The 17,482-nt window shown below is 71.4% G+C and carries 17 protein-coding genes; 8 read left to right on the top strand and 9 right to left on the bottom strand.

Going from position 1 to position 17,482, the window contains the following annotated elements:
* The 6 genes from H036_RS0107950 to H036_RS0107925 all read right to left on the bottom strand — a co-directional run bounded on the left by H036_RS0107950 (window position 1) and on the right by H036_RS0107925 (window position 6,765).
* The gene (locus H036_RS0107950; RefSeq protein WP_017934254.1) at window positions 1-1,422 is read right to left on the bottom strand and encodes an aldehyde dehydrogenase family protein; all 1,422 of its coding nucleotides are present in this window, start codon (window positions 1,420-1,422) and stop codon (window positions 1-3) included.
* On the bottom strand, window positions 1,419-2,426 hold the full coding sequence (locus H036_RS0107945; RefSeq protein WP_026145880.1) for a fumarylacetoacetate hydrolase family protein: 1,008 nt from the start codon (window positions 2,424-2,426) through the stop codon (window positions 1,419-1,421). Before H036_RS0107945 ends, H036_RS0107950 begins: the two co-directional genes overlap by 4 nt.
* 6 nt (window positions 2,427-2,432) lie before the next feature.
* A complete protein-coding gene (locus H036_RS0107940) occupies window positions 2,433-2,723 on the bottom strand; it encodes a putative quinol monooxygenase (protein ID WP_017934252.1) in 291 nt (96 codons plus the stop codon).
* Window positions 2,724-2,861: 138 nt separating this feature from the next.
* Entirely contained in the window at window positions 2,862-3,920 is a 1,059-nt protein-coding gene (locus tag H036_RS22160) for an ABC transporter permease (protein ID WP_017934251.1), read from the bottom strand.
* Window positions 3,917-5,545 (bottom strand): sugar ABC transporter ATP-binding protein, encoded by a 1,629-nt coding sequence (locus tag H036_RS22155; protein WP_198289927.1) that lies wholly within the window; start codon window positions 5,543-5,545, stop codon window positions 3,917-3,919. The genes H036_RS22160 and H036_RS22155 overlap by 4 nt, the downstream gene beginning before the upstream one ends.
* Before the next feature lie 2 nt (window positions 5,546-5,547).
* Window positions 5,548-6,765: a sugar ABC transporter substrate-binding protein gene (locus H036_RS0107925; protein WP_017934249.1), complete on the bottom strand. Its 1,218-nt coding sequence runs from the start codon at window positions 6,763-6,765 to the stop codon at window positions 5,548-5,550.
* A 235-nt stretch (window positions 6,766-7,000) separates the two neighbouring features.
* Here H036_RS0107925 and H036_RS0107920 point away from each other — a divergent pair, with 235 nt between their 5' ends.
* Entirely contained in the window at window positions 7,001-8,137 is a 1,137-nt protein-coding gene (locus tag H036_RS0107920; protein WP_017934248.1) for an FAD-dependent monooxygenase, read from the top strand.
* Complete coding sequence (locus H036_RS0107915) at window positions 8,134-9,531, top strand: FAD-binding oxidoreductase (protein ID WP_017934247.1); 1,398 nt, start codon at window positions 8,134-8,136, stop codon at window positions 9,529-9,531. The genes H036_RS0107920 and H036_RS0107915 overlap by 4 nt, the downstream gene beginning before the upstream one ends.
* Before the next feature lie 333 nt (window positions 9,532-9,864).
* Here the strand turns inward: H036_RS0107915 and H036_RS22150 are convergent, their stop codons facing one another.
* Window positions 9,865-10,782 (bottom strand): LysR family transcriptional regulator, encoded by a 918-nt coding sequence (locus H036_RS22150; RefSeq protein ID WP_017934246.1) that lies wholly within the window; start codon window positions 10,780-10,782, stop codon window positions 9,865-9,867.
* A gap of 49 nt (window positions 10,783-10,831) precedes the next feature.
* On the opposite strand from H036_RS22150, the gene H036_RS22145 reads away from it, so the two are divergent.
* The 4 genes from H036_RS22145 to H036_RS0107890 all read left to right on the top strand — a co-directional run bounded on the left by H036_RS22145 (window position 10,832) and on the right by H036_RS0107890 (window position 14,186).
* Window positions 10,832-11,788: a LysR family transcriptional regulator gene (locus H036_RS22145; RefSeq protein ID WP_157417181.1), complete on the top strand. Its 957-nt coding sequence runs from the start codon at window positions 10,832-10,834 to the stop codon at window positions 11,786-11,788.
* A 118-nt stretch (window positions 11,789-11,906) separates the two neighbouring features.
* Complete coding sequence (locus H036_RS0107900) at window positions 11,907-12,842, top strand: MBL fold metallo-hydrolase (protein ID WP_017934244.1); 936 nt, start codon at window positions 11,907-11,909, stop codon at window positions 12,840-12,842.
* Complete coding sequence (locus H036_RS0107895) at window positions 12,839-13,396, top strand: cupin domain-containing protein (protein WP_017934243.1); 558 nt, start codon at window positions 12,839-12,841, stop codon at window positions 13,394-13,396. The genes H036_RS0107900 and H036_RS0107895 overlap by 4 nt, the downstream gene beginning before the upstream one ends.
* 1 nt (window position 13,397) lies before the next feature.
* Complete coding sequence (locus H036_RS0107890; RefSeq protein ID WP_017934242.1) at window positions 13,398-14,186, top strand: SDR family NAD(P)-dependent oxidoreductase; 789 nt, start codon at window positions 13,398-13,400, stop codon at window positions 14,184-14,186.
* A gap of 5 nt (window positions 14,187-14,191) precedes the next feature.
* Here H036_RS0107890 and H036_RS0107885 read toward each other — a convergent pair whose 3' ends face one another.
* Complete coding sequence (locus H036_RS0107885) at window positions 14,192-14,959, bottom strand: IclR family transcriptional regulator (protein ID WP_017934241.1); 768 nt, start codon at window positions 14,957-14,959, stop codon at window positions 14,192-14,194.
* Window positions 14,960-15,063: 104 nt separating this feature from the next.
* Here H036_RS0107885 and H036_RS0107880 point away from each other — a divergent pair, with 104 nt between their 5' ends.
* Both H036_RS0107880 and H036_RS0107875 read left to right on the top strand, forming a co-directional pair.
* Complete coding sequence (locus tag H036_RS0107880) at window positions 15,064-15,825, top strand: CoA transferase subunit A (protein WP_026145877.1); 762 nt, start codon at window positions 15,064-15,066, stop codon at window positions 15,823-15,825.
* Window positions 15,822-16,451 carry a 3-oxoacid CoA-transferase subunit B gene (locus H036_RS0107875; protein WP_017934239.1) on the top strand — a complete coding sequence of 210 codons (630 nt, stop codon included), beginning with the start codon at window positions 15,822-15,824 and terminating at the stop codon, window positions 16,449-16,451. Before H036_RS0107880 ends, H036_RS0107875 begins: the two co-directional genes overlap by 4 nt.
* 88 nt (window positions 16,452-16,539) lie before the next feature.
* On the opposite strand, the gene H036_RS0107870 is transcribed toward H036_RS0107875, so the two are convergent.
* Entirely contained in the window at window positions 16,540-17,454 is a 915-nt protein-coding gene (locus H036_RS0107870) for a LysR family transcriptional regulator (protein WP_017934238.1), read from the bottom strand.
* Between the last annotated feature and the right edge of the window lie 28 nt (window positions 17,455-17,482).

The raw sequence follows: 17,482 nt of genomic DNA, 5'->3' as shown, positions 1-17,482 counted from the left end.
CTAGGCCACCACCATCGTCCGGACGTTGGTGAACTCGCGCACGCCCTCGGCGGAGAGCTCGCGGCCGTAGCCGCTGCGGCCGATCCCGCCGAACGGCAACCGAGGGTCGGAGGCGACCATCGTGTTGACGAACAGCGCGCCCGAGCGGATCCGCCGACCCACCGCCAGCGCGTGCGCTGACTCGCCCCAGACCGAGGCGCCCAGCCCGAAGGTGGTGGCGTTGGCCAGCTCGACCGCGTGCTCGTCGTCGCGGGCGCGGGCGATCGCCGCGACCGGGCCGAAGGTCTCCTCGACGAAGGCGGTCATGCCCGGCCGCACCTCGTCGAGCACGGTCGGCTCGACGAAGCAGCCGCCGTCGTTGTCCAGACCGTCGTCGTCCAAGGCGTCGATGGCGTGGCCGCCGGCGACCAGCCGAGCGCCCTGCGCCACCGAGGCCTCGATCTGGCGGAGGATGCTCATCCGGAGGTCCGCGCGTGCCATCGGGCCGATCGTGGTGGCGGCGTCGGTCGGGTCGCCGACGCGGAGCTGCGCTACACCCTCGACGAACCGACGTACGAACTCCTCGGCGATGTCCTGGTGCACGATGAAGCGCTTGGCGCACACGCAGCTCTGGCCGGCGTTGTTGAACCGCGCCCGCACGGCCGTCGCCGCGGCAGCCGGCACGTCCGCGTCGGCGAGGACCACGAACGGGTCCGAGCCGCCGAGCTCGAGGACGCTCTTCTTGATGGCCGCACCGGCGATCGCGGCCAAGGAGGACCCGGCCCGCTCGCTGCCGGTCAGGGTGATGGCCGCGATGCGCGGATCCTCCACGACCCGTCGCGAGACCGCCGCGACGTCCTCGGCGGCGACCACCAGGGACCGGAACAGCCCCTTCGGCGCACCTGCGTCGGCGAAGAGCTGCTCCATCGCCAGCGCGGCACCCGTCACGTCGGGGCTGTGCTTGAGCAACGCGGCGTTGCCGGCCGAGAGCGCCGCGCAGGCGAAGCGCAGCACCTGCCAGAACGGGAAGTTCCACGGCATCACCGCGAAGACCACCCCGAGCGGCTCGTAGGAGAGCCAGGACCGGGAGGCGGCCGAGACGACCTCGTGATCGGCGAGCCACTCGGGCGCCAGGTCGGCCACGATCTCGCAGTTCCAGGCGCACTTGTCGATCTCGCCGAGCGCCTCGGTGATCGGCTTGCCCATCTCGGCGGTGATCAGCGCGGCATAGGTCTCGCGGCGCTCGGTGAGCAGCTTGCCGACGCCGCGCAGCAGCGCGAGCCGGTCCTCGAGCGGGACCTCGCGCCAGACCTGCGCGGCGGCGTACGTCTCCTCGAGGGCCTGCTCGACCCCGGCCGAGTCGTGTGCGGCGTAGGTGGCCAGCACCTCGCCGGTCGCCGGGTTGCGGGTCACCACGTGGCTGACGGTGGGGGTACCGGTCATGCCGACTCCTCCAGCCGCGCCTGATCCGTACGCCGACGGGCAGGCGACACCGCGGCCACGCTCTCGGCACGCGGTGCGACGACGTTGCGGATCGTGCCGAGCCGCTCGATCGACATCTCCACCACGTCACCCACCTGCAGCGGCGGCGGGGTGAGCGAGCCGTTGCGGCCCCAGGACTCGGCGAGCGAGCCGGACGCGCACGTGCCCGAGGCGAGCACCTCGCCCGCCTTGACCCACGAGGCCCGGGACGCGTGCGCGACCAGCTGCTCGAAGGACCAGCCCATGTGGCCCGACCGGTCCGCGCCGACCTGCTCGTCGTTGACCTTCACGGTCATCTCCAGGTCGAGGAAGCCGTCGGCGTCGCGGCACTCGTCCAGCTCGTCGGCGGTGACGACCCAGGGACCGATGGTGGTGGCGAAGTCCTTGCCCTTGGACGGGCCGAGCTTGAGCGTCATCTCCTTGCCCTGGACGTCGCGGGCCGACCAGTCGTTCATGATGCAGTAGCCGCCGATGGCCTCGCGGGCCTGCTCCGGGGTGACGTCGCGGACGTCGCGGCAGATCACCGCGGCGATCTCCAGCTCGAAGTCGAAGCGCTCGGTGTCCGGCGGCATCGGTACCGCCTCGTGCGCACCGGTCACCGCGTGCGGCGCCATGAACAGGAAGACCGGCGCGTCGTACCACTCGGCCGGCGGCCCGGGGTTGCCGTGACCGCGCTCCATCCCGTCCACGTGCGCCTCGAAGGTGAGGAAGTCGCGCATCGCGACCGGGTAGACCGGCGGCAGCAGCACCACGTCGTCCGGCTGCAGCCCATCGCCCTGGGCCGCCGCGTCGGCCGCCGCCTCGCGCTCGGCCGCGGGTGCCGCCAGCAGGGCGACCAGGTCGGTGCCGTCGGCGAACGGGTGCAGCCACCAGGTCGACCGGTCGCCGGTCCCGTCTCCCACCACGAGGCCGACGCGGCGGGTGCCCACCGCCTCGTCCGTACGGCGGAAAGCTGCCAGTCTCATGCCAGCTCAGCCGATCGTCTCGTAGAAGGCGCGCTCGCGGTTGGCCAGCACCGGGATGGCCTGGCCCAGGCCGTACTCGGCGAAGTGCTCCGAGGCGCCGTGGGCGGAGTACGCGTCCTCGTCCTGGTAGATCTCGAAGAGCCGGAAGACGGTCGGCTCGGCCGGGTCCTGGTAGGCCTGGTAGAAGACGTTGCCCGGCTCCTGCCGCGAGGGCGGGGTGAGCTTCTCGATCGCGTCGCGGACGACGTCCTCCTTGCCGGGCTGGACGGTCCAGGTGGCGCTGACGACATAGGCCATGGGAGTTCTCCTCAGAGGTCTTGATGAAGGGGACGGGCGCCGGCGGCGGCCCGGGGATACAGGGGGAAACGAGCGGGATCGACTTCACGCTAGGCGTGCCGAACCTCGTGCGGAACGCGCTTCAAGCGATGGCTGGCATCAGCCCTTGCCACGCAATTTCCGTCGGCCCAGGTAGGTGGAGAGGCCGACCGCGACGAGCAGGGCGGCGCCGTTGAACACGTTGGTCGCCCAGCCGCTGGCACCCATCAGGGTCAGGCCGCTGACAGCGATCGAGACGAAGATCGCGCTGACCACCGTGCCGACGACGTTGAAGAAGCCGGGGACGATCGCCGTCGCACCGAGGAACACCGCGGCCAGCGCCGGGAAGAGCAGCGAACCGCCGTCGACGGCCGTCGCGCTGCCCTGCCGACCCAGCTGCAGGATGCCGGCGAAGCCGGCGATCAGCGCGGAGACGACGAACGCCGTCCACACGTTGCGGTCCACCGGTACGCCGACCAGCCGCGCGCTGGTGGCGTTCGACCCGATCGCGTAGAGCGAGCGACCGTAGGGCGTGTGCCGGAAGAAGTACCAGACCACGACGGCCACCAGCAGCACCACGAAGAAGACCGCCGGCAGGTTGAACCAGCGCGAGGAGCCGAACGAGATCAGCGCCGAGGAGCCGTCGAGCACGAAGGTGCGGCCGTTGCAGTACCAGATCGTGATGCCGGAGAGCAGCGTCGCCATGCCCAGCGTGGTCACGAACGGACTCATCTTGAACGCTGTCACGAACAGGCCGTTGAGCAGGCCGATCACGGCCGAGACCAGCAGCGGGATGATGATCGCGACGATGAGCGGCAGCCCCGACTTGGCCTGTAGGCCGGCACACAGGACCGACGAGAGGACCGCCGTGGAGCCGAGCGAGAAGTCGAAGAAGCCGCTGACCAGCGGGAACAGCGCCGCCAGCGCGATCAGCAGCACGACGGCGTTGTTGCCCAGCACGACGTTGAAGTTGTTGATCGTCGGGAAGGCGACGCTCGCCGGGTGCGCCACGGAGAAGAAGATCGCCACCGCGATGGTGATCAGCACCAGCGCGTAGGCCTCGAGGAAGCGGACCACGCTCGCGCCGTTGAAGGCCGACGACGCGGCCCGCCGCGTCGGTGTGGGCGGGGTCGGTTCCGCCGGGGCGGACGGCGAGTGCGCCTGCGAGGTGTCGGTCATGCCGGACTGCCTTCCGTGTACTGCTCCGTGTACTTCTGGGACTGGGGTGCTTTGAGGACGAGCGCGGTCAGGTCGTCGACGCTGACCTCGCCGGCCGCCACCTCCTGGCTGACCCGGCCGCCGCCGAGGACGACGATCCGGTCGCACAGGGCGTGCAGCTCGGTGAGGTCGCTGGAGGCGATCAGCACGCAGGCGCCGGTCTCGGCGGCCGCGTCGCGGACCACGCCGTAGATGTCGGCGCGCGACATCACGTCCACGCCCTGGGTGGGCTCGTCGAGCAGGATCACCTTCGGGTCGCGCTGCAGCCAGCGCGCGATCACGATCTTCTGCTGGTTGCCGCCCGACATCGAGCTGAAGGGCGCCTCGGGACCAGCGACCTTGACGCCGAACTTCCGGATCAGCCGCTCGGCGTTGGCACGGGACTCCCGTCGCCGGATCAGGCCACCGTGCCACAGCTGGCGCAGCACGCTCATGGACAGGTTCTGGTCGGTGGTCAGGTCGGGGAACGCCGCCTCGTGGGCGCGGTCCTCGGGCACCAGCGCGACCCCTGCCTTCATCGCCGCCTCGATGGTGCGGGGCGCGAACGGCGCCCCCGACAGCCGCATCTCGCCCGACGTCGGCCGGACGGCGCCGAACGCCATCGACAGCAGCGTGGACCGGCCGGAGCCGGCCAGACCGGCGACGCCGACGATCTCGCCGCGGTGCACGGTCAGGTCCACACCGGCCAGCGCGCCGCCGGCGACGTCGCGGAACTCCAGCACCGGCTCGGCGGTGGCATGGCTGATGGAGCCGGTCGGCCGCAACGCGGCGACGGCGCGACCGGCCATGATCGCCACGATCTCGTCCTCGGTCGGCTCCGCGTCGACGAGCTCGCCGACCACGACGCCGTCGCGGAAGATGGTGAAGTCCTGGGCCACCGACAGCACCTCCTGCATGCGGTGGCTGACGATGACGAACGTCTGCCCCGCGTCGGCGCGACGGCGTACGTGCCCCAAGAGCTCCTCGGACTCCTTCTTGCCCAGCGACGCGGTGGGCTCGTCGAGCACGACCACGCAGTTGCCGGACTCGTCGTCCTGCAGGGCGCGGGCGATCGCGACCAGGGTGCGGTCGGCCGGACGCAGCCGGTTGACCGGCGTGCGCGGGCCACCCTGGATCTCGTACGCCGAGATCAGCTCCGCGACGCGCCTGCGGAGGCGCTTCCAGTCGATGCCCCCCGCGGCGTTGCGCGGGTAGCCGGCGTCGAGGGCGAAGTTCTCCTCGATGCTGAGGTCGTCGAAGAGGCCGAGGTCCTGGTGGACGAACCGCAGGCCCGCCTTCTCCGCGGTCGCGGGGGTGTAGCCGTCGAGGTCGTAGGACTCGCCGCGGACGTCGAGGTCGCCGGAGTCGGCCTGGTAGACCCCCGCGAGGATCTTGATGGTGGTGCTCTTGCCCGAGCCGTTCCCGCCGAGAAGTGCGTGCACGGTGCCGCTCCGGACGGTGAGCGAGGCGTCCTTGAGGACCTGGACCGAGCCGAAGCTCTTGTTCAACCCCGCCACTCGCAGCGCGACATCCTCAGGCGGGCCGGGCCGGCCGGCGGCCGAGGAGTCGCCCCCGGCCGCCGACTGCTGCGCTGTCGTCGAGACCACGATCAGGCCTTGCCCCACGACTTGAGGAATGCCGACTTCCAGTCGATCGAGCCCTGGTAGGCGCCGGACTTCGGCAGGTTGTGATCGGCGTCCACGGCCTGGATCTCCTCGCCGATGTACTCCGGCTTCTGGCCGGCGAGCACGCGGATCGCGGTGTCGATCGAGCCCCACGCGCCCCACTCCTGGGCCTGCGGGGTCGCGCCCAGCTTGATGCCGTTCTGGGTGCCACTGCGGATCAGGTCCATGGTGGAGGCGTCGGACTGGCCGCCGACGACGATCGTCAGGTTCTTGCGGCCCGAGGAGACGATGGCCTGGTAGAGGCCCGCGTTCAGCCAGCCGCCGATCGGCACCTGGAGGACGTTGACGTCGGGGTGGGCCAGCAGTGCGGTGGTGACCTTCTGCACGAAGGAGCCGTCGGCCGTCTCCGGGTCGGAGATGTCGATGTTCTGCTCGACCGTGCTGCCGCCCAGCTTCTTCAGCTCGGCGTTGAAGCCGTCGGTGATCCACTGACCCCAGGTGTTGGTCGAGGCGGTCAGGGTGATCGCCTTGACGTCGCCACCGTTCTGGCCGTAGGCCCAGTCGGCGCCGTACTGCCCGAAGGTGTTCCACTCCTGGACGCCGGTGTAGCCGGAGACCCAGAGCCGCTCCGAGGCCCACAGCTGCGGCTTGCAGTCATCAGGGCCGCCGCCACCGACCACGGTGATGCCGGCCTTCTTGGCCTCCTCGAAGGCGGCCTGGGCGGCCTGGCAGTCGAAACCGACCGGGACGATCACGTTCGCGCCACCAGCGATCGCCTGCCGGATCGCAGCTGAGAAGCCGTCGGGGCTGAGCTTGCCGTCGGCCATGTGCGCCGACCAGCCGGCGGCCTTGGCCGCGTCCATCATCGCCTGGGTCGGCGCCGAGCAGCTGGAGACCGACTGGCCGCACGAGACGACGTAGAAGTTGACGCCGGACTTGGGCGTGACGGCCGGCAGGTTCGCCAGGTCCGAGCCCAGTCCCTTGTACGCCGTGTCGAGCGCCGTCTGGGCACTCGCGCTGATGGTCTTGGACTTCGAGTCGGACGCGCTGGTGTTGTTCGAGTCCGAGCTGCCGCAGGCGACCAGCGTCGTACCGGCGAGGGCGACGACGGCGGCGACCGCGGCGAGCTTGCCCGCCCGGCGACCGCTCCGCAGCCAGGTCGGCCGCGCAGAACGCTTGTCCGCGCTGAGGTCTTGGCTCATTTCTGCTCCTTCATGAACGGACGGCATCGGCCGCCGTCTCCCATCCGAGACTGTGTGACTGAGGTCACTCCATGGAGCGTGACGCACGTCGCAGCCAAGGGGAAAACGTCCCTGTGAATGCCAGCCATTCGTCCGGCGTTGGGGCTCCGAGAGCGATGGCTGGCATCAGCGAGGACGGGGTTCCGGACCCCGGGCATCGACGGTTTCCTGTGACCGAAGACACAAAGGAGGCCCTATGTCCGAGTCCCGCACCAGCCGGGTCCTGATCGTCGGCGGTGGCATCACCGGCGGCGTGCTCTCACTCGCGCTGGCACAGCGCGGCGTCGACGTCGTGCTCGTCGACGTGCGCGACACCCTGCGCGGTGTCGGCCACGGCATCACCCTGCAGGGCAATGCCCTGAAGGCGTTCCACAGCGTCGGCATCTACGACCGCCTCGCGCAGCGGGCCTACCCGTTCAACAAGCTCCGCCTGCGCGGCGCCGACGGCAGCCTGATCGCCGAGATCCCCACGCCGCCGATGGGCGGACCGGAGCTGCCCGGCACGATGGGCGCGGTCCGTGGCGACATCGCCGACATCCTCGCCGAGGAGGTCGTCGCGGCTGGCGTCGACGTACGGCTGGGGACGACGGTCGCAGCGATCGAGGACGACGGGGACTCGGTCACCGTCACCCTCTCCGACGGCACCGCCGAGACCGTCGACCTGCTCGTCGGCGCCGACGGCATCCGGTCCAAGGTGCGCGGCATGATCGGCATCGAGACCGAGCCGAAGCCGGTCGGGATGGGCATCTGGCGCACCGTGGCCAAGCGGCCGGCACAGATGGACTGCTCGGAGATGTACTACGGCGGTCCGAAGTTCAAGGCCGGCTACACGCCGATCTCCGAGGACCTCTGCTACGCCTTCCTGCTCGAGGAGAACCTCGACCGCTCCTACGTGGGTGAGGGCCAGCGCGGCAAGGAGCTCAAGGAACGAGGCCAGGGGTACGGCGGGACGTGGGGCGAGGTGCGCGACAGCCTGGCCGACGACGCCGTCGTCAACTACCAGTGGATCGAGGCGATCTGCGTCGAGGAGCCCTGGTACCGCGGCCGCACCATCATCATCGGCGACGCCGCCCACGCCTGCCCGCCACTGATCGCGCAGGGTGCGGCGATGTGCGCCGAGGACGCGGTGATCCTGGCCGAGATGCTCACCGACGGGCGGGGCGTCGACGAGGTGCTGCCGGCGTACTGGGGGCGCCGCTTCCCCCGCGTGAAGATGGTGCTGGACAACTCGCTCAAGCTCGCCGAGTGGGAGATCCACCCCGGCGTCGACCCCGACGAGAACCCGGGTCGACTGATGGGCGAGACGCTGGGTGCGCTGGTGGTGCCGGCGTGAGCGCAGCCGTCGACGGGCACTCCATCGACGGGCACTCCTTCGACGGCGAGCTGCTGCTGCGCGGCGAGCCCGGATTCGAGGCGGCCCGCATCGACCGGATCTTCAACCGCCGGCTCAGCGCTCGCACGCCCGCGGCGGTGCTGCGGGCGGCCAGCGAGCAGGACGTCGTGAACGGCGTACGGCTCGCCCGCGAGCACGGCTGGAAGGTGGCGGTCCGCTCCGGCGGCCACAGCTGGGCGCAATGGTCGGTGCGCGACGACGCGCTCGTGATCGACCTGGGCGGCCTCAAGGAGATCGCGTACGACGAGGCGACCGGCATCGTGACCGCCTCGCCGGCGGTCAAGGGTGGCAGCGAGCTCGGCCCCTACCTGGCCGAGCGCGGCCGGTTCTTCGTCGGCGGGCACTGCCCGACGGTCGGCATCGGCGGCTTCCTGCTGCAGGGCGGCCAGGGTTGGAACGCCCGGGGCTGGGGCTGGGCCGCCGAGTACGTCGAGGCCATCGACGTGGTCACCGCCTCCGGTGAGCTGGTGCGGGCCGACGCCACCCAGAACACCGACCTCTACTGGGCCGCACGCGGATCCGGGCCGGGCTTCTTCGGCGTGGTCACCCGCTTCCACCTCCGCACCCGGCCGCACCCGGGCCACCTCGCGCACACCGTCCAGGCCTTCGCCCTCGAGGACTTCGACGAGGTGATGACCTGGCTGCACGAGACCCACGCCACCATCGCCGACACGGTGGAGATCGTGGCGCTGACCATGACCGATCCGCTGATCTCGGCAACCCCGGTGCTGCTGGTGACGGGCGTCGCGATGGTCGACGCCGAGGCCCAGGCCGACGCGGCGCTCGCCCCCTTCCGGGACAACCCGGCGCTCGACCGGGCGCTTCTGAGCGTGGATGCCCAGCCGACCACGTTCGAGGCCGAGCGCGCCCAGCAGGTCCGCGCCAACCCGGAAGGTCACCGCTGGGTCGTGGACAACGCCTGGCTCTCCGGTACCGCCGAGGAGGTGGTGCCGGCCATGCGGCGCGCCTACACCACCCTGCCGAACGAGAAGGCCTTCACCATCTGGTTCAGCATGGCCCCGCTGCGCGAGCTGCCGGACATGGCCTTCTCGGTCCAGTCGGAGATCTACCTCGCGTCGTACGTGCTGTGGGAGGACCCGGCCGAGGACGACCAGCACCGCGCCTGGCTCGACCGCGCGATGGCCGACCTCGAGCCGGTCACCGTCGGGCAGTACCTCGGCGACAGCGACCTCTCCCACCGCCAGCTGCGCTTCCTCTCCGACGAGTCGTGGGAACGGCTGGGCCGGATCCGCGCCGAGCGGGACCCGGACGGGCTGTTCGTCGGCTACCTCGCCGGGCCTGAGGGGGCGGCGAACGCCAACCACTGGGCGTGACGGAGCGCCGTCCGGCACGGGCGGGACGGCCACGAGATGCCCTTTTCGCCCACGGGGCTCGTCGCACTCGATGGCCTCTCCAGGTTTCTAAGGCCGGCGGGGTCCGGCACCCGCCAGCCCAACCAGGCCCGCCAGCGCCGCGGCCAACGTGTTGAACGACCCCTCAGCGGAGGACGAGGCCTCCCGCGGGACTGAACGACTGTTCGATCGGCACGGACAGTCTCCAGCGCTCGAACAGTCGTTCAGCAGGCTGCGGTCCGTTCGGCGGTGGGCCTGCTCCGAGGGCGTCACACGCCCCCACCGGACAGCCGGCCCAGCCACGCCGCAGCCGGCCTAGCCGAGCGCCAGCTCCGCGCCAGCGGCCTCCAACCGCCCGAACAGCCAGCGGTACGCCGGATCTGAGAGCCGGTGCTCGGCGAACCAGTAGCCCTCGGCCAGCAGCACCTCGCCGAACGGCGGGTCGACCATCACCAGCGGACCGTCGGGGCGGTCGTGCAGCCGCGCCAGCATCTCCGGCACGACGGCGTACATGTCGGTGCCCTCGATGACGAACGGCAGCGGCAGGAAGCCGAAGACCTGCAGCACCGGCCGGTGCTCGATGTGCAGCTCGCCGAAGACGCGGTCGACAGGTGTGAGCACGCCGGCGCCGAAGGATCCCGCGGCGTACGGGAGTGCGCGGAGGTCGTCGATGCTCAGCCGCCCGTCCCGCAACCGCGGGTTGCGCCGGTCGGCGAGCACCACCATCCGGTCGGTCCACAGCGGCTGCGAGGCCCCCTGGAAGCCGAAGCCCATCGGCGCCACGACGGCGTCGTTGTCCACCAGCAGCCGCTCGGAGAGATGCGAGCCGGACCCGAGGTTCCCGATCGTGAGCCGTACGCCGGGGGCCTCGGCCTCGACCAGTCGCACCAGCGGCTCGTGGATGGCGGCGATGGCGTAGTCGCTCATCACCAGGCGGAAGGTGCGCCTGCTGGTGCTCGGGTCGAAGGCGTCCTCGAGGTCGAGCGCCACCCCCACCAGCCGGACCGCCTGCTGCACCTCGGGGAGCAGGTCTCGGGCGAACGGCGTCAGCTCGTACTCCCGCCCCGCCCTGACCAGCAGCTCGTCGTCGAAGCGCCGGCGCAGCCTCGCCAGCGCCGCGCTCATCGCGGGTTGGCTGAGGTTGAGCCGCTGCCCGGCACGGGTGACGTTGCCCTCCTCCAGCAGCACCTTCAGCGGGAGCAGCAGGTTGAGGTCGGTCCCGCCCAACGCCATGTCGTCTCTTCTCTCGTTCCTTCTCGGCATCGCCTAGAGTTCCATGGCCATGGTCACACAGGAGCCCGGGACCCGGGAGCGGCTGCGCGAGGTCGACGCCAACCTGCTCTTCGCCCTCCACGCACTGCTGGAGGAGCGCAACCTCACCCGTGCCGGCGAGCGGCTGATGATGAGCCAGCCGGCGATGAGTGGCGCCCTGGCACGGCTGCGCAAGCACTTCGACGACGAGCTGCTGGTCCGCTCTGGACGAGGCTTCGAGCTGACCCCGACCGCGGAGCGGCTGCGTCCGGCCGTCACCGACGCCGTCGAAGCGGCCGAGGCGCTGCTCGGCAACGAGCGCGCCTTCGCCCCCGCCACCAGTGCCAAGCGCTTCGCGGTCAGCATGTCCGAGTACGCCATGACGGTCCTGGCCGAGCCGCTCGCGCGGATCCTGACCGAGCAGGCGCCCGGCTGCTCGATCACCCTCGACCCATTGGACCTGGACCGCGAGCAGATCGACGCCCAGCTGATGCGCCGCGACCTGATCATCGCGCCGCTGGGGTTCGACTTCCCGGGTCGCTCCCAGCCGGTCTCCACCGACGAGCTGGTCTGCCTGGTCGACCGGCAGCACCCGCGGCTGCGCGACGGCGCACTGAGCCTGCAGGACCTGCACGAGATGCCGCACGCGGTCGCGGAGTTCACCGCCGCCGGCCCGGTCCGCCGCCCTCTCGAGATCGAGCTGGAGCGCAACGGCATCGCCGATCGCAACGTGCTGGTCCGGGTACGCAGCCTGCTCACCCTGCCGTTCGCGGTCGCCGGCACGGACATGTGCTGCTTCGTGCCGTCACGGCTGGCGCGGCGCTGCCTCGACGTACTGAACCTGACGGCGGCGCGCACCCCGCTGGGGCCGGTGAACATCACCGAGGCGGCGCACTGGCACCCGCGCCGGGAGACCGACCCGTCCGTCGTCTGGCTGCGCCAGCTCCTCTACGACGTCGCCGTCACGGTGGAGGACGAGCACTCCTGAGCGGTGCGTCCGATTCATCGATGCCAGTGATCGGTCCTGGCGATGGCCCCGACCCTTGCCCCGACCACCACTTCTCGGGCTGACTGTGACGGCAACCACAGCGCAAGGGAGACACAAGGTGACCTGGGACGACGGCTCGCCGTACCTGCAGGAGCTGGCCACGGGCGTCTACGCCTACGTCCAGCCCGCGGGCGGCTGGATGGTGAACAACTGCGGCGTCATCACCGACGCCGCCCGCGACGCCGTCCTGGTGGACACCACCTCGACCGAGAAGCGCAACCGCGCCCTGCTCGCCGAGGTGGCCGGCATCGGCGCACGGGATCCGAAGGTGGCGGTGAACACCCACCACCACCCCGACCACACCTACGGCAACGGCTTCCTGCCGACCACCACCACGATCGTGGGCCACCACCTGGCCCGCGAGGGCGTGCTGCGCGCCGGCCTGGCCGCCACCAAGGAGCTGCCCGCCGACTACGGCCGCCTCGTCGTGCGGCCCCCGGACGTGACGTTCTCCGAGAGGCTAACGCTGCACATGGAGGGCTTCCCGGTCGAGCTGATCACGATGGGGCCGGCTCACTCCACCAACGACGTCGCGGTCTGGCTGCCGGAGCAGAAGGTGCTCTTCGCCGGCGACCTGGCCTTCTCCGGCGGTCATCCGATCTTCATGGAGGGCTCGATGCTCGGCTTCAAGGCCGCGCTCGGCACGATGCGCGACCTCGCACCCGAGGCGCTCGTGCCCGGTCACGGGCCGGCCTGCCGCAGCGGTGAGGAGGTCGCGCGCGTGCTCGGTGAGCTGGAGGGATACGTCGACTACATCTCGGCCCTCGCCGTCGAGTCGTACGCCGCGGGCCTCACCCCGCTCGAGGCCGCGCAGAAGGCCGCCCAGGGGGACGACCCCTACCGTGACTGGCCCGAGGGCGAGCGGGTCGTGTGCAACCTGCACCGCGCCTACGTCGAGCTGACCGACTACGAGCCGAGCGTTCCGCTCAACATCCCCAGCCTCTGGCCCGAGATGGTCGCCCTGCACGGCGGCCCGATCGGCACCCACGCGTGAGCACCGTGGACACGGCCGGCAGCCACGCGCCCCGTCGTGTCGTGACCGGCCACACCCCCGAGGGCGTCTCGGTGGTGGTCTTCGACGGCCCGGTGCCGGTCAGCCGGCACCTGCCCGAGGACGGCGTCCACTTCCACGAGATCTGGAACACCGAGGGCGCGCCGGCGCGGATCACCGCCGTGGAGGCCGACGAGCCGACCGAGCGCACCCTCGCCGTACCGCCGCCGACGCGGGGCACGAAGATCCGGATCAACGAGTTCGCACCCGGCTTCCTCGACGAGCGTGGCCTGCAATCACCGGTGCACCGCACCGCTTCGGTCGACTACGGCATCGTCGTCGAAGGAGAGATCACGCTGGTCCTCGACGACTCCGAGGTGACCCTGAAGGCCGGCGACGTGGTCGTGCAGCGCGGCACCGACCACGCCTGGGCCAACCGCGGCGACGTGGTGGCCAAGGTGGTCTTCGTGCTGGTCGACGGCGAGTTCGACGAGGCGCTGGCCGCGACCCTGCCCGGCGGCCTCGACGGGCTGATGCACGGCGGCCCGCGGGACTGACGTGACCGGCACCCACCCGCTCTTCGACCGGCTCTTCCGCCTCGACGGCACCGTCGCCATCGTCACCGGGGCCACCAGCGGGCTCGGGCTGGCCACCGTCGAGGTGCTCGGCTCGGCCGGGGCCACGGTGCTGCTGACCGGCCTGGCGCAGGCCGACCCGGAAGGCGTCGCCGAGCGGTTGCGTGGGGACGGGCTGGACGTCGTCGCCCTGGCCTGCGACGTACTCGACGAAGAGGATCTCGCGGCCGCGGTGACGCTGGCACGCCAACGCTACGGACGGCTCGACACCGTCGTCTGCAACGCCGGCGCGGCCCTCGACACCGGGCCGCACACCACCAGCACCGACGCGCAGCTCGACACCATGGTCGACCTGCACGTGCGCAGCCCCCTCCGGCTGGCCAACCTGGCGCTGCCGTTGATGGCGGCGGCCGGCGGTGGCTCGTTCGTGATCATGTCGAGCCTGTCCGGGCTGCGCGGCAACCGGATGATCGGGCTCTACGGCATGACCAAGGCGGCCAACGCGCAGCTCGCCCGCAACCTGGCGGTGCAGTGGGGACCGCAGGGTGTCCGGGTCAACGCGGTCTCACCCGGCGTCATCGACACGGCCTTCGCGGCGCCGATCACCGGCGATCCGGAACGAAGCGGGCCGCGGCTCGAGCGCACACCCCTGGGCCGCTTCGGCAGGCCCGAGGAGGTCGGCGCGACGATCGCCTGGCTGGCCTCGGCGGGCGGGGCGTTCGTGACCGGGCAGAACATCGTCATCGACGGCGGCACCCTCGTCCTGGACTGATGCCCTCAGGCGTACGGCGAGGTGCGCAGCGCGGAGGTCAGCGCGTGCGCGGCACGGAGCAGCACGTGCCCCATCCGCTCGCGACGCTCGGGGGTGAACCGCTGCTCGATGCCGGTCAGGCTCAGCGCCCAGCGCGGCTGGCCGGCGCGGTCGAAGACGACCGCACCCATCCCCCAGCTGCCCTCCACGATCAGGCCAGGGTTGACCGCATAGCCGGTCGCGCGCGTCTCGGCGATGCGCTCCCGGAGCCGGTCCGGGGCGTGCTCAGGGCCGTGCACGGCGGCGAGGTCGGTGCGGCCCAGGAAGGCGGTGACCTCCTCGTCCGGCAGGTAGGAGAGCAGTGCCAGCCCGGCCGAGGCCACCCCGAGCGGGAACCGGATGCCCTCGTGGAGCACGTGCGAGCGGATCGGGAAGCTGCCCTCCTCGCGGAGCAGGCAGACCGTCTCGTCGCCACGCCTGGCGGAGAAGAACGCGCTCTCACCGGTCGCATCGGCGAGCTTGCGCAGCACGGGGTAGGCGGTCTCGGTGACGTCGTAGCGGCTGGCCGCGACCGCCCCCAGGAGGTAGAGCTCCGGGCCGAGCAGCCACCGCCCCCGGTCATCGCGGTCGACCAGACCCTCCTCGGCGAGCGAGGTCAGCAACCGGTGCGCTGTCGGGCGGGCCAGCCCTGCGGCGCGGGCCACCTCCGAGGTGGAGGTGCCCCGGTCGCCCTCGGCGGAGACGGCCCGCAGGACGGCGCCGACGCGGCCGACCACGTTGACAGGAGCGTTCATTGAACGGACGCCTTTGCTCTGGTCCTACCGGACAACGAGCAAGAGTAGTCCGCCGAGCGGTCGATGCTTGTCACCCCTGGTCGGGTGCGGGTCGAATGGTCCGCATGGACAAGGTGGTCTCCTCGGCCGCGGCGGCGGTCGCCGACGTGCCCTCGGGCTCGACCCTCGCCGTCGGCGGATTCGGACTGTGCGGCATCCCTGCCGTGCTGATCCGCGCCCTGCTGGAGTCGGGCGTCAGCGAGCTCGAGGTGGTTTCGAACAACGCCGGCGTCGATGACTGGGGCCTCGGCCTACTGCTGGGCGCGGGACGGCTGCGGCGGGTCGTCGCGTCGTACGTGGGGGAGAACAGCGAGTTCGCCCGGCAGTACCTCGCCGGCGAACTGGAGGTCGAGCTGACCCCGCAGGGCACGCTGGCCGAGCGGATGCGCGCCGGCGGCTCCGGCATCGCGGCGTTCTACACCCGCACCGGCGTCGGCACCCAGGTCGCCGAGGGTGGGATGCCGTGGCGGTACGACGCCGCAGGCCGCGTGGCGATCGCGTCCCCGGCCAAGCCGACCGAGACGTTCGACGGGCTGGACCACGTGCTGGAACGGGCGATCGTGGCCGACTTCGGCCTGGTCCGGGCGTGGAAGGGCGACCGCCACGGCAACCTGGTCTTCCGGCGCGCGACCCGCAACTTCAACCCGCTCGCCGCGATGTGCGGTCGGGTCACGATCGCCGAGGTCGAGCACCTGGTCGAGCCCGGCGAGCTGGACCCGGACGACGTCCACCTTCCGGGCGTCTACGTCCACCGCGTCGTACCACTCACACCGGAGCAGGCCGACGACAAGCGGATCGAGCGACGCACCGTGAGGAGTCGGGGATGAGCTGGAACCGCGACGAGATGGCCGCCCGGGCGGCCGCCGAGCTCTCCGACGGCGACTACGTCAACCTCGGCATCGGGCTGCCGACCCTGGTGCCCACCTTCGTCGCCGACGACGTCGAGCTGGTGCTGCAGTCCGAGAACGGCATCCTCGGCACCGGCGCCTACCCGGCCGAGGAGGAGGTCGACCCCGACCTGATCAACGCCGGCAAGGAGACGGTCACGGTCCGCCGGGGTGCGAGCTTCTTCGACTCGGCGATGTCCTTCGGGATGATCCGCGGCGGCAAGATCGATGCGGCCATCCTCGGCGCCATGCAGGTCTCCGCAGGAGGCGACATCGCCAACTGGATGATCCCCGGCAAGATGGTCAAGGGCATGGGCGGCGCGATGGACCTGGTCCACGGCGCGAAGAAGGTGATCGTGCTGATGGAGCACGTCGCCAAGGACGGCTCCTTCAAGATCGTGAACGACTGCTCGCTGCCCTACACCGGTAAGGGCGTGGTGCAGCGGATCATCACCGACCTGGGCGTCCTGGACGTCACGCCCCGCGGGCTCGTGCTGGTCGAGCTGGCGCCGGGCGTGGAGCTCGACGAGGTGCGCGCGAAGACCGAGCCGACGATCCTGGGCTGACCGCGCCTCAACCCGCGCCCCGTACGAAGTGGTGGCGACACACCGAGGCCGACCACCGTTTCGTCCGGGGCGCGGCGCCCGCCGGCCCTCACTCCCCCGGCAGCTCGAAGGCCTCCGGCACGAACGACGCCAGCGTCTCCCGGCACGCCCGGACGGCGGTCGTGGCCGCGATCGAGGTCCGGGTGGAGGTGAAGACCGAGCGGCGCGGCGTTCCCGGCAGGTCCACGAGTCGAGCGCGGGGCCGCTGGTGGGCCAGCATCAGGTCCGGCAGGATCGCGACCGCGTTGCCGGACTCGATCAGCGCGATCTGGGCCTGCAGGTCGTCGGTCTCGAACCTGATGTCCGGCTCGAAGCCCGTCTGCCGGCACAGCTGCACCGCCCACTGCCGGGACGCGGCGCCCGGCGGCTCCATCACCCACGGGAGCCGCGCCATCGCCTCGATCGAGTCGACGACGTCCCAGCGGGATCCCTGCACCGGCACCGCCATCCGCAGCGCGTCGGTGGTCAGCGGCACCCGGTCGAGGTCCGCGGGACGAGGCGCAGCCTGATGTGGGTACTGCTCAGCGATGACCAGGTCGAACTCGCGCGCCGAGGTCTCGCGCAGTGCCTCCTCCGGCACCCGCTGCGAGACGGTCACCCGCAGCCGCGGATGCGCCTTGGCGAGCTCGGCCAGCAGGCGCGGGACGAAGGCGTTCGTCGCGGACTGGAACGCCGCGATCCGCACGGAGCCAGCGGCTTGCCCCTCCAGCATGGTGATCTCGGCCTCGGCTTGCTCGAGCCGGTCGAGGATGGCGCCGGCGTGCTCGACCAGCACCTCCGCCGCGGGGGTCAGCTGGAGTCGGCGCCCGACCTTGTGCAGTAGATCGACGCCGACCTCGCGCTCGAGCAGGCTCAGCTGTTGGGAGACCGACGACGGACTCAGGTGCAGGGCCTCGCCGACCTCCGCGATCGTCCCGCGCAGGCTGAGCTCGCGAAGCAGTCGCAGGCGCCGTACGTCGAGCATGCCGTCCCCTTCCGCCGCCGCACCCGCC

The organism is Nocardioides sp. Iso805N, assembly GCF_000364605.1.
Taxonomy (GTDB): domain Bacteria; phylum Actinomycetota; class Actinomycetes; order Propionibacteriales; family Nocardioidaceae; genus Nocardioides.
Note: the sequence above shows the minus strand (reverse complement) of the source record. Positions and strands in the feature narration are given on the sequence as shown.